This window comes from Ruegeria sp. HKCCA5839, from assembly GCF_013035585.1.
Classification (GTDB): Bacteria; Pseudomonadota; Alphaproteobacteria; order Rhodobacterales; family Rhodobacteraceae; genus Ruegeria.
Window position 1 is genome coordinate 137,030 of record NZ_WQIE01000008.1, and the last position, 12,524, is coordinate 149,553.

The window sequence follows — 12,524 nt, forward strand, 5'->3', positions numbered from 1 at the left end:
GGGCCAGGGACCCTTTGCTGAACATGAAAGATCGGAAATGACCGAAACTTCGTCTCAGCCGGTACCTCAAAAAGCAAAGCAGAACCTGTTCCAGCAGTTGGAACTGGACATGCGGCTTTTGGGTATGATCGGCGCCTTTGTCATCCTTTGCATCGGGTTCAACATCGTCACTGACGGGCGTTTTCTGACACCCCGGAATCTGTTCAACCTGTCCATTCAGACCGTCTCGGTGGCCATCATGGCCTGTGGCATGGTCTTTATCATCGTGACGCGACATATCGACTTGTCGGTCGGTGCGCTTTTGGCGACCACCTCAGCCGTAATGGCAATGACGCAGACCGAGCTATTGCCGAACATCCTGGGCATGGGCCTGAACAATCCGCTGACATGGGCCATAACCGTTGTCGTTGGTCTGTTTGTCGGCACTCTGATCGGGGCGTTCCACGGATGGATGGTGGGTTATCTGACAATTCCTGCCTTCATTGTTACATTGGGCGGATTTTTGGTTTGGCGAAACGTGGCATGGTACATGACCAGCGGTCAGACCATTGGCCCGCTGGACAGCACGTTCCTCATGTTTGGTGGCACCAACGGTACGTTGGGCACAACCACAAGCTGGCTGTTTGGATTTGCCGCGACGGCGGTAGCGATCTGGGCCTTGTGGAGCAGTCGGCGCGCCAAGGCAGCACATGGTTTCCCGGTCAAACCCGTTTGGGCCGAGGCAACTTTGGCGGCCATCATCGCGATCGCCATCCTAGGATATGTCTACATCGTCAACAGCTATGCGATCCCGACGCGCCGGCTAGAGCGCATGTTTGAGGCGCGGGGTGAGGTAATGCCCGAGGGGCTGGTCGTTGGATATGGTATCCCGATTTCGGTCCTTATTCTGATCATTGTTGCCGTCACTCTGACAGTCGTGGCGCGCAAAACCCGGTTTGGGCGGTATATCTTTGCCACCGGAGGGAACCCGGACGCGGCAGAGCTTTCGGGGATCAATACGCGCCTGCTGACCGTAAAGATCTTTGCCTTGATGGGCTTTCTGTGTGCCGTGTCAGCCGTTGTCGCATCGGCGCGTCTGGCCAACCATTCGAACGATATAGGGACGCTGGACGAACTGCGGGTGATCGCGGCGGCCGTGATCGGAGGCACCGCATTGTCCGGTGGTCTTGGAACGATCTACGGCGCGATACTGGGCGCGTTGATCATGCAAGCGTTGCAATCGGGCATGGCCATGGTCGGGGTTGATGCTCCGTTTCAAAACATCGTTGTCGGCAGCGTTCTGGTGCTGGCTGTCTATATCGACATCGTCTACCGCAAGCGATTGGGGGCCAAGTGATGGAAACGCAGGACACTCAAAATCAGGTTTCAAGTTCTGGTCGTGGCTCTGGCCAACCGCCCCTGGTTGAGATGCGGGACATCTCGATCTCATTTGGCGGGATCAAGGCGGTGGATCATGTCTCTGTCGATCTTTATCCCGGTGAGGTTGTTGGCCTTCTGGGCCATAACGGGGCGGGGAAATCGACGCTGATCAAAGTGTTGTCGGGTGCTTACCAGATGGATCAGGGCGAGATCCTGATTGATGGCAAACCGGTCGAGATCGGCAACCCGCGCGATGCGCGTGCCAACAATATCGAGACGATCTATCAGACGCTTGCCCTGGCCGACAATCTGGATGCGACCTCGAACCTGTTTCTGGGGCGCGAGATGATCACGCCAATGGGTCTGGTCAATGATGCCGCGATGGAGGCCGAATGTCGCAAGATCATGGCGCAGCTCAATCCGAACTTTCAAAAGTTCAACGATCCGGTCTCGGCGCTTTCGGGTGGGCAAAGACAGTCGGTTGCCATCGCACGGGCGGTTTACTTCAATGCACGTATCCTGATCATGGACGAGCCGACCGCAGCTTTGGGCCCTCATGAAACGCAGATGGTGGCGGATCTGATCCATCAGCTCAAGGCGCAGGGGATCGGAATATTCCTGATCGACCATGATGTACATGCGGTGATGGAACTGTGTGACCGCGCGTCGGTCATGAAAAACGGGAAACTGGTTGGAACGGTCGACATCGCCGACGTTACAGATGACGATTTGCTGTCCATGATTATTCTGGGCAAGCAACCAGGACAAAAAACAGAGTAGGTAAGACCATGACCAGCGGTTTTTTTGAGGGTATCGAAAAAGTTCGATACGAAGGATTGGACAGCAAGAACCCGCTGGCTTTCCGCCATTACAACCCAGACGAAATCGTGATGGGCAAGCGTATGGAAGATCACCTGCGCTTTGCCGTCGCGTGGTGGCATTCCTTTGCATGGGAAGGGGGCGATCCGTTTGGGGGCCCGACCTTTGAGCGCCCTTGGTACCCGCAAGACGACATGTCCCGCGCCCGTCTGAAGGCGGACATCGCCTTTGAGATGTTTGACATTCTGGGGCAGCCTTACTTCTGCTGGCACGACGTTGATGTTCGGCCCGAGCAGGGCAATTTCGCTGACAATCTGCGCACGTTGAACGAAATCACCGACTATATCGGTGAGAAAATGCAGCAGGTCGGCACCAAGCTGCTTTGGGGCACGGCCAATATGTTCAGCCACCGCAGATGGATGTCAGGCGCCAGTACAAATCCTGATCCAGACGTGTTTGCCTTTGCTGCGGCGACCGTAAAATCGTGCATCGATGCGACTCATAAACTGGGCGGCGAAAACTATGTGCTGTGGGGCGGGCGTGAAGGGTATGAAACCTTGCTCAACACGGATCTGATGGCCGAGTTGGATCACATGGGCCGCTTTCTGAACATGGTTGTCGAATACAAGCACAAGATCGGCTTCAAAGGCACCATTCTGGTGGAGCCAAAACCGCAGGAACCGTCAAAACATCAATATGATTACGACGCCGCAACCTGCATCGGGTTCCTAAGAAAGTATGGGCTTGAGAATGAGGTGAAGCTGAATCTGGAACAGGGGCACGCCATTCTGGCTGGCCACAGTTTCGAACACGAGATCGCGGTTGCCACGGCAGAAGGGATGCTGGGGTCGATCGACATGAACCGCAACGATTACCAGTCGGGCTGGGATACCGATCAGTTCCCCAACAACACGCCCGAGGTGGCGCTGGCCTATTACCACATCCTCAAGGATGGAGGTTTCACCACCGGGGGCACCAACTTTGACGCCAAGATCCGCCGTCAGTCGATTGATGCCGAGGATCTGGTGGCTGCTCATGTCGGTGGGATGGACATCTGCGCTCGTGGTCTGAAAGCTGCTGCGGCGATGATCGAGGATGGCGGTTTGGAGGCGGCGCTGAGCGAACGCTATGCGGGTTGGTCCGACCCGGAAGCTGAGGCGATGTTGGACAGCGATCTGGGCCAGATCACCGCGCGCGTCTTGGACCAGGGGATCAACCCGGATCCGCGCTCGGGTCGGCAAGAGAAACTGGAAAACTACGTCAATAGGTTCGTCTAACCGCTGGTCATCAGTATCCTGTAAGAGGTCCGGTGAGCCGCGCCATTGGTGCCGCCTTGTTGCAAAACACTTGCGCCGCGCGGTCGAATTTCGTTCAATTTTCCTGTTTCAGGAAAATTGATTGGATACGCTATGGCATTGATTTTTGCGGCCCCCAGCTTGCGTCGACGCGACAACACAGATCAGTCGTCTGACTGGGCGTTTGATCTGCAAACGGCGATTGGCAAGGCCAGGCCCGGCGATACGATTGAGCTTTTGCCGGGCCGCTATCCCACCCCTGCGGTGATTGCGATTTCGGGAACCAAAACGCACCCCATCACAATTCGCGGGCCACGCCGGGGCCGCGCGGTGCTGGACGGTGGAAAAACACGCGATGACGGGCGACATGGCGGGCTGGAGCCGCTGGATGGCGATTTTGCTTTTCTCAAACTGTTTGGTGCAGATCATATCGTGATCGAAAACCTGAGTTTTGAAAATTGCTGGCCCAACGCGATCTACCTCAGATCCTGCAGGGATGTGACGGTGCGGGGATGTAGCGGCACAGGTGGGCGGTATTTCCTGTATGCGCGACAGACAGATCAGAAACCCACCAAAGGTCTGGTTCTGGATGGCGTCACATGGGTGCAGGACCCTGATCATGACATGTGGGATGGGCGCCATACCTGGCCCGAGGTGAAGGGAAAGCGCGACCATTTTGACGCCAGTTTTTTCAACGGCGCGATGTTGGGGGCTTTTGACATAGAAGGCCAGGTTGTGGTTCGAAACTGCAAGATCAGCCACGCGTTCAATGCCATCCGAATGGACATTCGCGAGAAGCGGATCGAGGGCACCAAGAAAGAACCGCGTATAACCCGGAACCGTAATGTGCGCATTCACGACAATAGCTTTGCCTTTATCCGTGATAACGCCGTCGAGCCAGAGATGGGGGCCGAGGACTGGTGTATCTACAACAATCGGTTCTACAATTGCCACGCCGCGTTCTCGATCGATGGGGTCGCGATGCGGGACTTTATCGTTCTGGCCAACTGGGTTCTGAATGACCGCCGACCGGGTTTGATCGGGCAGGATAATCAGGGCGGCAAGGTTTTCAAATTCCTGGGGCCGCCGGACAAGACGGGCAATATGCCACCGCGGGCACGCAAAGGGTTCTGGTCGATCTTCAACTCGGCCCAGACGCGGACGACCTATGCAAAAAAGGGGCGCACAAGCGAATGGAATGATCGCTATACGCTGTTGGGTCTCTTCAATGCCGAGTATCCAGAAAATGCCGGCCCGCCGCGCGAGGCTTTTGATCGCTTCGAGTGGAATGATGACGTCGAGGTTCAAGACATGGTCTGCAACGATCCCCGTTTCCCAAAGCAGTATCGCTGCGAAGGCACAAAGTTGCCCGGTGCAGTAAAGGTCGTTCAGACATTCGATCTTTGCGACTTTGACCGCTGCGCCAATCATCCGCTTGGAGGATGGAATGGCGAACTGCCGCCGGGCGAAGAGGCGCGAGATCTGACAAGCAAAGCCTTCAAGATCAAGCGCGTCGATGGCTCGGAGCTACATTTCAAGGCGGGCTTGTCTTATGGCGCTCAGCCAGTGGCTGCCTTCGACCTGAAGGACTTGTAGCAGCGGGTGCCTTACTCGGATGGTACTATTCTGGCTTGCGGTATCACCGAAACAGTGGATGCAGCGCGCTCTTCCTTGGTGGACAGCGGAAGATCTACATAGAACGTGCTGCCTTTGCCAAGCGTGCTTTCGTAATCAATCGTTCCGCCAAAGTGTTCGACAATCTGCTTGGAAATATTCATGCCAAGCCCAGTTCCACCCGCATGACGCTCGTCCGACGAGTCGATCTGTGAGAAACGATCAAACACCTTGTCGCGACTGCCTTGCGGTATTCCGATACCCTGATCCTTGACAAAGAAACGCACGCGGTCGCCGATCCGCTTGCATCCGACAGTAATTTCCCCGCCGTCAAAGGAAAACTTGGCCGCGTTGGAAATCATGTTGGTCAGGACCTGCTGAAGACGAACGTCATCGCCTTGCACAAACAGTTCTTCCGAGTTCGGAATATCTTCTTTGATTTCGACGTTGTGGGCGCTGGCAAATCCAAGGTTTGACGAAATCGCCTCGCGGGTCAAAGCCTGAGCGCTGATCGTGATTTCGCGATAACTCATCTCACCGGATTCCATTTTCTGGATGTCCAGGATGTCGTTGATCAACGAGGCTAGCCGCTCACTGTTCTTTCCGGCCAACTGCACGAGGTTCAGCATCTTGTCGGGAACCTCACCCAAAGCACCGGAATTTATCAGGTCAATCGACCCCTTGATCGAAGTTAGGGGTGTGCGAAGCTCGTGGCTAATTGTCGATATGAACTGGGTTTTTGCGACATAGGCCGCTTTTGTTCTTTCATGTTCTTCTTTCAACCGCTCCAACTGTTCCAGATTTCTGCGATAGAGCTTGAGGAAAACAAGCGAACAATCGATCAGAAAGTACATTACAAAGACAACTGTGAAGAAATGCAGCCAAAGCTCGGACGACAGCGGTGGCCTGACGACCCACAGGTCTTTGACGACAATGATCATGAACGAAATGCCGTACATGGCCAGTCGCACGATCATTGCCCAAACGAATTGATGGTTGTTCATCGCCGCGAACAAGGCAGCTGCGAAAAGGAAGAACAAAGGGGTGAAATGTCCACCGGATTCTTGCTTGAAGGCGACTGAGACGGCGTACAAGCAAATGGCGATCGAACTGAGGATAGTGTTTAGCAGTATCCACATGACCATCATTGCGATGGCTTTGTGCTGTTCTGGCCTTAGCTTTGGCACGCGTTTGGCCAGGATAAGGTCCTGAGCTTCGCAAATCAGGATTGTGCCATAAAACAACAGCGCATTTATCGGATCAAAGAAGAACGCGGTCAGTATCGTCGTGGCAAGAAAAATCGCTTGCCGCTGCCACAAGAGCTCAAAGCTCATGGCCGTGTAGTCTTTGATATTCTGCAGTAGCCGGTCTTCCGGTTCGTTCTTTGACCGGGCCAGTTGAGCTGCTTCGATGGCTGTCATTGCAATAACTTCGTTATTCGAACGTTCGTTTCGGTCTTAGCTGAACAATGAGGACGTAGTTGGTCGGAATTGGGTTCACAGTTTGACAATAGTCATCAATCAAGCCCGATGATTGTTCAGCGCAACCGTTTGGTTGAAACGGTCGAGCCCAAAGACTTCTTGTTGCTTAAGTGCCCGAGTTGAGGCGAAAAATTGGCGATAACGTTGCCAATCCGGAAAATATCTCCGTAAATGGGGCAGAGCGTTCTCGAAAATCTTAAAGGAATTACGGTTTGACCGCTGCTGGCATGACGAAAATGAGGCAATTTGATGTCACCCCCGTTTCGGCAAGGCTTGCCGAGGAACCGGTGTCACTTTTGCAATTTGCAAGATCGGCCGGGCGAAACATGCTCGAAGTCATACCGGCAGAAACGTTGCGCGAGACGTATGTTCGCGGCCCTTTGAACATCCATTACATTTGTGATCCTGAAATGATCACGGAACTCCTTGTTGGACAGGGGCGCTCATTTCCAAAGGCGAAGTTCACCAAGGACATCATCGGATCCGCCGTCGGCAACGGTTTGATTTTGTCTGAGGGTGAAAAATGGCGCCAGCAGAGGCGCAGGTATTCGCCGCTTTTCGCGGCCAGAAATCTGCCGGTTCTTGCACGTCACTTTGCCGAAACTGGCATGGAGGTAGCCGACTCGCTGGCCGAAAACGAAGGCCCCGTGGACATGGCTCAAATTGCGCCCGCGTCTACACTGACCAATATCTCTCGGGTGATTTTCTCGGGAAATGAAGAGGTCAGCGCTGAACAGATCCGTGTTGGGCTCATCGCCTATTTTAACTATATTTCCGATCTTTCGCTCTTTGACCTGATGGGATTGCCCAAGTGGTTGCCGCGAAAGAAATGGGTCGTCAGCAAAGCACCTGTAACCAAGATGCGCGATCTGGCGCGACTGGTCATTGAACAACGTCGAGCGGAAAATCGGGAAGAGCCGCAAGACTTTCTGGATTTCATGATCGAAGCGTTGAAGACGGATTTCGAGGACAAGGAAACGACGGTCGATAACCTGCTGACATTTGTCGTGGCCGGCCATGAAACTTCGGCCAATGCTCTGGCGTGGGGTTACTATTTGCTGGCTTTGAACCCGGAAGTCCAAAACAGCATCCGAAACGAGATCCTGTCGGTGCGCGCCAGTGGGCCGATTGAATTTGCCGATCTTGAAAAGATGCCATTGCTTCGCGCCCATATCAAAGAAACGCTGCGCCTTTATCCTTCGGCTGCATTCTTTGCGCGCGATGCGACGGCAGATGTTGAAATAAAAGGAATCAAGATCGCAAAGGGCGATGCGCTTTTCTATCCAGTTTATTCACTGCACAGGAATGAGCGACTGTGGGACGCGCCCGCCGAGTACCGACCTGAACGGTTCAACGATGCCAATTTGCCCCGTGGGCAGTATATTCCGTTCGGAGACGGCCCAAGAATATGCATCGGCGCGCAATATGCAGAAACCGAGATCATGGTCTTGATGGCCTCGCTGCTGAGGCGGATCAATTTCTCGCTTTCTGATTTTGAAATACCCGAGCCGGTTCTAACATTCACAATGCGCACCAGTGGGCCGCTTGTCCTGAATGCCGAACGTGTCAGCTAGGTTTTATTTCCGAGCCAAATAGGAATTGTTCCCGTAAAGCTCTTGCATCACCGTTTCAAATAGACGCCCTGTGCCCTTTTTCTTTGTGTCCGACACATCCTTAGAAACGGGGCGCAACGGTACGATAGTGCCTTTGCGAAAGGCGTCCTCTCGTTCGCTGACCTGATCGAGGGCTTTGTTTAGGGCTGCCGAGACACCGGCCTTGGAAATTGAACGCATGGAAACCGCCGTGCTCATTACAGTTTTCAGATGGACCGAGGCGCATCGGTTGCTGAGGATCATTGCCAGCTTTTGGTTCAAGACCTCTTCTGAGGGTATCTGATCGGTACACTCGCGCCCGTGGGTCACAATTAGGAACACACCGCTGCCGCGATATGAGAAGATGGATTCGCTGTCGCGCGTTACGCCTTCGATACATTCTCCGATGTCAGAGATGGCGCGACGGAAGCCGCCATAGTCGCCCAGATCAAACCGATATTGAGCGTCCTGCAGTTTAACGGCAGTGACCCAGGTGTCTGAGCGGCGCGCGCGCGTCATCTGTTCGAGATAGTTGCTAAATTCAACGCAACGAAGGCAGCGCTGTAGCCCATCAAGAGTAAGCGGATCATCAAACCTGAACTGCTGACTGTGGTCCAATTCTTCGCGCAGGTTCCGGATCGAGGCTGTCGAAGTCTGCGTTTTGATCCGCTCCATCATCAACAGATGTGCTGCATTCATGCGGCTGCGCAACTCGAAGAAATCAAAGGGCTTGGTGATGTAATCGAAGGCACCTTCGAGGAACGCATCTTCGATATGTTTGCGATCATCCATTGCCGTGAGCATAATTACAGGCGTGTCCTGGTTGCCGGGTTCGCGTCGGATTTCGCGCAGCAACTCGATGCCGTTTTTTTCGGGCATCTGAATGTCCAAAAGCAAACAATCGAAGGGCGTTTTGGCACTTCGAATTAATTCCAAGGCATCGTCGGCTGTTGTGGCGGTCGTGACTTGACAGTTTTCCAATTCAGGCAAGGCAGACTGGAGCATTTCAAGAATGCCGGGTTCATCGTCAACGGCCAACACACTGAGAGTGGCCTGCTTGAGTGCACGCATCTCAAGTTTGCTTTGGAACCGATCGCTGCTGAGATTGACCTGCTTCATACTTGTAACCGCTTCTGACTCGACTAGCCTAGGCACACTAGGAAGCAACTGAGACAAAACGGCGGCGAAATCCAAGAAAACGCACAAGAATTTGGGTAATTTCTTGACGTTATTGAGGCGCGCTTCGACAGTAGCCTTAGCGAAAGGCCAAGGCGCGCCACGCGCTCGTGAGCAGATTAGGTGCGGTTAGAATGCGGGCGATTGCAGCGCGGTAAGCTGACAAATCTCTTTCAGCTGGCGTAGCTCTCGATGTTGAACAAGACCGATTGGCTCCATGTCCCGTCAATTGAGAATTTTGCACCGATAGGTGATGCGCCAACACCCAGACGGCGTGACCAACGCGCCCAAACCGCAGGGACGATTCCCAAAATTCTTGTCGCGCCACCGGCTCGGGCTGCGAGTGTCATTTGATGAAAAAGCTCTTGTTGGATCGCCAATCTGCGCGACGACGAAACACTATCGCTGATGAAAAATCTCGAGGCTTCCCAAACGTTGCTTTTTACGGGTGCGTCAATGAACAATATGTCTGTCGGGAGACCTTTCAGAATGCCGCGTTGCGCATCGCGCAGCATATAGCTGTAAATTCCGCATTGGGCGGTGGTAGGCATCAGCCTGACCCCACCAAGAACCTCACCGAATTCGTGTAGAACCACCCATTGGCATGCAGGGGTGTCGTATTGGTCGAATTCCATACCGTCCACCTCACCGACCTGCCAGTTCAGCCGGTCGATAAAGATATGCTTACGCATCTCAAGGTATTTTGCGAGCAGAGTGCCGTGCTCATGGATGTTGCGAAAGTTCATGACGGTCGCCTGAACCCCGCCGATTTCACCATGAGGTGTCGGCGACTTGCGCTTCAACGCATATAAATTGCGTTGCGCTCCAGCTGTTGGTGCGGCCCGAGTGTCATTGGCCGGTTGCAGGTCCGGAAAAGCGTCCGGCGCCGGATATTCCTGCGCATACCTGAGTGGTTGGTCCATATTTTTCCCATACATTCGCCACACTTATGACAAGATTCAGCACGGATTGTCTACAACCTAGTGACGTAAATGGCAGAAATTCCTGATTGTGTGTCACTTTCACCTCCCTCAAGGCGTGTAGAGTGGCACTTGGGTCACAGAAAGCCCAGTTATTAACGCTCCGGGCATGCTGGCCTTAGAGGTCCAAGCGCGGAAGGCGCCTGTTAAAATATTGAAAATAAACATAATAAACTGTTCCCAATTCGATTCGTTTTACCTGCCTCGCAGTCTGATTGTGGCGGGTGGAGAAACGAAAAGATCGGGCCAAATCAGGTGCTGAGGTGGCTTGCATTCTGGATAAAACACCTCAGCGTTCCCGTTTGACGTGTGTTCGCCCGCTGATCTGTACCGGAATGCCGAAAAGTTTTGGGCAGACATATGCGAGCCAATCTAACGTCACCCTTTTGCCGCTTTCTTTAGTCATACTGTTAAGACCCTATATGTTTCACGCGCCGGATTTCCGAACTACTCATGGTGATCAAAAGCCTTCGGTATGCCCGGTGCAAAGAGGTTGGTGAAAAGTTATGCGTATACTTGCTGTGGACGACGATCCAAGCATTCTGGAGCTTCTCGAAAGCGTCCTTGCCGCATTTGGCTATGAAGACATTGTGACCGCTAGAAGTGGACAAGAGGCACTTGATATCTTGAATGACCCGAAAGAGGTGTTCGACTGCCTGCTTTTGGATGTTCAGATGCCGCAAATGAATGGTATCGCTCTGTGTGAGGAAGCCAGAAAGCTGCCGGGCTACACGTTTACGCCTATCATCATGGTCACCGCCATGGTGCAAAAGCAGTACATTGACGAAGCGTTCGAGGCAGGCGCGACAGACTATGTAACCAAACCGTTTGAGTTTTCGGATCTGAAGCAACGCCTCGGTGATGCATATCGCATGGCGGCTGAACGACGCGCGGCCATCGAAGTATTCGAAGCAGACGGGTATACGTGGCAAGAGCCCGAACTATCGAGCGAAATGCGTCTTAGCGATCCGTTGTTCTTTGGCGATCTACCGGGTTGTATGGGTCTTTCCGAGTTTGAAAACTATGTGATTCAACTGTCGACCATGCATTCGATGGTTTCAAAAATCGTCGCCATCAAAGTGGCTGATGTTGAACGTATCTTCCAATCCAGCAGTGCTGCGGAATTCCGCAAGACCATGGGCGCTGCGGGTGCCGCATTGTTGATGGCGACCAAGAACGAACGCAATTTTGCGACCTATTGGGGGAACGGTGTGTTCCTGCTGCTGCTCGACTCTGAAATGGAACTCAGCCCTGGGCAATTGCGCGCACCACTGAGCGAAGTTGCCGACTCGAGCTCGACAGACACCACAATGGCGTTCCAGGTCGGAAAAGAAGTCGCTCTTAAGGCCTCTTCGAAAATGGAAGCGTTGTTCCTGATCGATAAGGCAGTTGAAATGGCCGAGATGATCGAGGACCAGGTTGCTCAATTCGGCTGATCGGAACGGTTTTCGAACAAAACCAAGCCTAAATAGAGAAGGAGAGCTCCCGCTCTCCTTTTTTTCGACTATTCGCTTACTTTGATTTCTGACAGGGAGAGATGACCTGCGGCCAGCTTGGCCAATTGGTCGATATGAACATCAAGTGCATCGACGACGCGATAGCCTGGTGACTGGCCTTCAAAGGCAAGGTTGAGGTCTGTTCCGGCAAGAACAACAGCGTCCGCGCCCAATTCATTAACCATGCGTCGTCCGGCATCCAGAAAGAGGGATCGCTGATCGCCGCTACAGGCGCCAGCGACCGCCATGTCCTGATAGGTTTGGGCAAGGGGCTCGAGTTCATCGTCCAATGTAACAGCTTGAGTATGCTGAAGCTGACCGTAAAGACGGGTTTCCATCACGACGCGCGTGCCCAGCAGGCCGACTTTGGAAAACCCCTGGGTTTGGAAATACGCATCAAGCGGCTTGACCGCCGAAACCAAGGGCAGCGATGATCTTGACACTGTCTCGTCAAAGCAGAAATGACCACCCAAAGACGTGATCGCTGCGCAATCCGCACCTGCGGCCTTCAACCGGTCGATCAGTCTGGCATATACCTGCGCTTGCGCGTCACGTTGATCCGCCAGGTTGTTGCGGATCAATTCCTGAACGTCGGCATGAACAATGGTCAGTTCAAGCGCCTGTCCCTGCGCGGAAACTGCGGCTGTCAGGCGCTGGTAGTACGCCACCGTCGCAGCAACACCAATTCCCCCGATCAGCCCGATATGCAAAG

At 53.6% G+C, this 12,524-nt stretch carries 10 protein-coding genes; 6 read left to right on the plus strand and 4 right to left on the minus strand.

Translation table 11 applies throughout. The annotated features are described in order from the left end of the window. Positions 1–37 precede the first annotated feature (37 nt). The 4 genes from GOV38_RS18945 (at position 38) to GOV38_RS18960 (ending at position 5,069) form a co-directional block, all read left to right on the plus strand. On the plus strand, positions 38–1,336 hold the full coding sequence (locus GOV38_RS18945) for a sugar ABC transporter permease (protein WP_171209278.1): 1,299 nt from the start codon (positions 38–40) through the stop codon (positions 1,334–1,336). Continuing rightward, a complete protein-coding gene (locus GOV38_RS18950) occupies positions 1,336–2,139 on the plus strand; it encodes an ATP-binding cassette domain-containing protein (RefSeq protein WP_171209277.1) in 804 nt (267 codons plus the stop codon). The genes GOV38_RS18945 and GOV38_RS18950 overlap by 1 nt, the downstream gene beginning before the upstream one ends. Positions 2,140–2,147: 8 nt before the next feature. After that, on the plus strand, positions 2,148–3,455 hold the full coding sequence (gene xylA / locus GOV38_RS18955) for a xylose isomerase (protein WP_171209276.1): 1,308 nt from the start codon (positions 2,148–2,150) through the stop codon (positions 3,453–3,455). 132 nt (positions 3,456–3,587) lie between these two features. Next, on the plus strand, positions 3,588–5,069 hold the full coding sequence (locus GOV38_RS18960; RefSeq protein WP_171209275.1) for a hypothetical protein: 1,482 nt from the start codon (positions 3,588–3,590) through the stop codon (positions 5,067–5,069). A gap of 11 nt (positions 5,070–5,080) precedes the next feature. On the opposite strand, the gene GOV38_RS18965 is transcribed toward GOV38_RS18960, so the two are convergent. Next, on the minus strand, positions 5,081–6,508 hold the full coding sequence (locus GOV38_RS18965) for a cell wall metabolism sensor histidine kinase WalK (protein ID WP_171209274.1): 1,428 nt from the start codon (positions 6,506–6,508) through the stop codon (positions 5,081–5,083). A 296-nt stretch (positions 6,509–6,804) separates the two neighbouring features. Between GOV38_RS18965 and GOV38_RS18970 the strand changes: the two genes are divergently transcribed. Then, a complete protein-coding gene (locus GOV38_RS18970; protein ID WP_256368676.1) occupies positions 6,805–8,142 on the plus strand; it encodes a cytochrome P450 in 1,338 nt (445 codons plus the stop codon). A 3-nt stretch (positions 8,143–8,145) separates the two neighbouring features. Here GOV38_RS18970 and GOV38_RS18975 read toward each other — a convergent pair whose 3' ends face one another. Both GOV38_RS18975 and GOV38_RS18980 read right to left on the minus strand, forming a co-directional pair. After that, on the minus strand, positions 8,146–9,231 hold the full coding sequence (locus GOV38_RS18975) for a PleD family two-component system response regulator (RefSeq protein ID WP_171209272.1): 1,086 nt from the start codon (positions 9,229–9,231) through the stop codon (positions 8,146–8,148). A 278-nt stretch (positions 9,232–9,509) separates the two neighbouring features. After that, the gene (locus tag GOV38_RS18980) at positions 9,510–10,259 is read right to left on the minus strand and encodes an acyl-homoserine-lactone synthase (RefSeq protein ID WP_254430573.1); all 750 of its coding nucleotides are present in this window, start codon (positions 10,257–10,259) and stop codon (positions 9,510–9,512) included. A 563-nt stretch (positions 10,260–10,822) separates the two neighbouring features. On the opposite strand from GOV38_RS18980, the gene GOV38_RS18985 reads away from it, so the two are divergent. Continuing rightward, a complete protein-coding gene (locus GOV38_RS18985) occupies positions 10,823–11,752 on the plus strand; it encodes a PleD family two-component system response regulator (protein ID WP_171209271.1) in 930 nt (309 codons plus the stop codon). Between the two features lie 68 nt (positions 11,753–11,820). Here GOV38_RS18985 and GOV38_RS18990 read toward each other — a convergent pair whose 3' ends face one another. Then, positions 11,821–12,522: an aspartate/glutamate racemase family protein gene (locus tag GOV38_RS18990; RefSeq protein WP_171209270.1), complete on the minus strand. Its 702-nt coding sequence runs from the start codon at positions 12,520–12,522 to the stop codon at positions 11,821–11,823. Positions 12,523–12,524 lie beyond the last annotated feature (2 nt).

What these genes read in the sequence shown, in the direction of transcription:
- GOV38_RS18945 (WP_171209278.1), top strand. Translation starts at nt 38, where the DNA reads ATGACCGAAACTTCGTCTCAGCCGGTACCTCAAAAAGCAAAGCAGAAC.
- GOV38_RS18950 (WP_171209277.1), top strand. Translation starts at nt 1,336, where the DNA reads ATGGAAACGCAGGACACTCAAAATCAGGTTTCAAGTTCTGGTCGTGGC.
- xylA (WP_171209276.1), top strand. Translation starts at nt 2,148, where the DNA reads ATGACCAGCGGTTTTTTTGAGGGTATCGAAAAAGTTCGATACGAAGGA.
- GOV38_RS18960 (WP_171209275.1), top strand. Translation starts at nt 3,588, where the DNA reads ATGGCATTGATTTTTGCGGCCCCCAGCTTGCGTCGACGCGACAACACA.
- GOV38_RS18965 (WP_171209274.1), bottom strand. Translation starts at nt 6,508, where the DNA reads ATGACAGCCATCGAAGCAGCTCAACTGGCCCGGTCAAAGAACGAACCG.
- GOV38_RS18970 (WP_256368676.1), top strand. Translation starts at nt 6,805, where the DNA reads ATGAGGCAATTTGATGTCACCCCCGTTTCGGCAAGGCTTGCCGAGGAA.
- GOV38_RS18975 (WP_171209272.1), bottom strand. Translation starts at nt 9,231, where the DNA reads ATGCGTGCACTCAAGCAGGCCACTCTCAGTGTGTTGGCCGTTGACGAT.
- GOV38_RS18980 (WP_254430573.1), bottom strand. Translation starts at nt 10,259, where the DNA reads ATGGACCAACCACTCAGGTATGCGCAGGAATATCCGGCGCCGGACGCT.
- GOV38_RS18985 (WP_171209271.1), top strand. Translation starts at nt 10,823, where the DNA reads ATGCGTATACTTGCTGTGGACGACGATCCAAGCATTCTGGAGCTTCTC.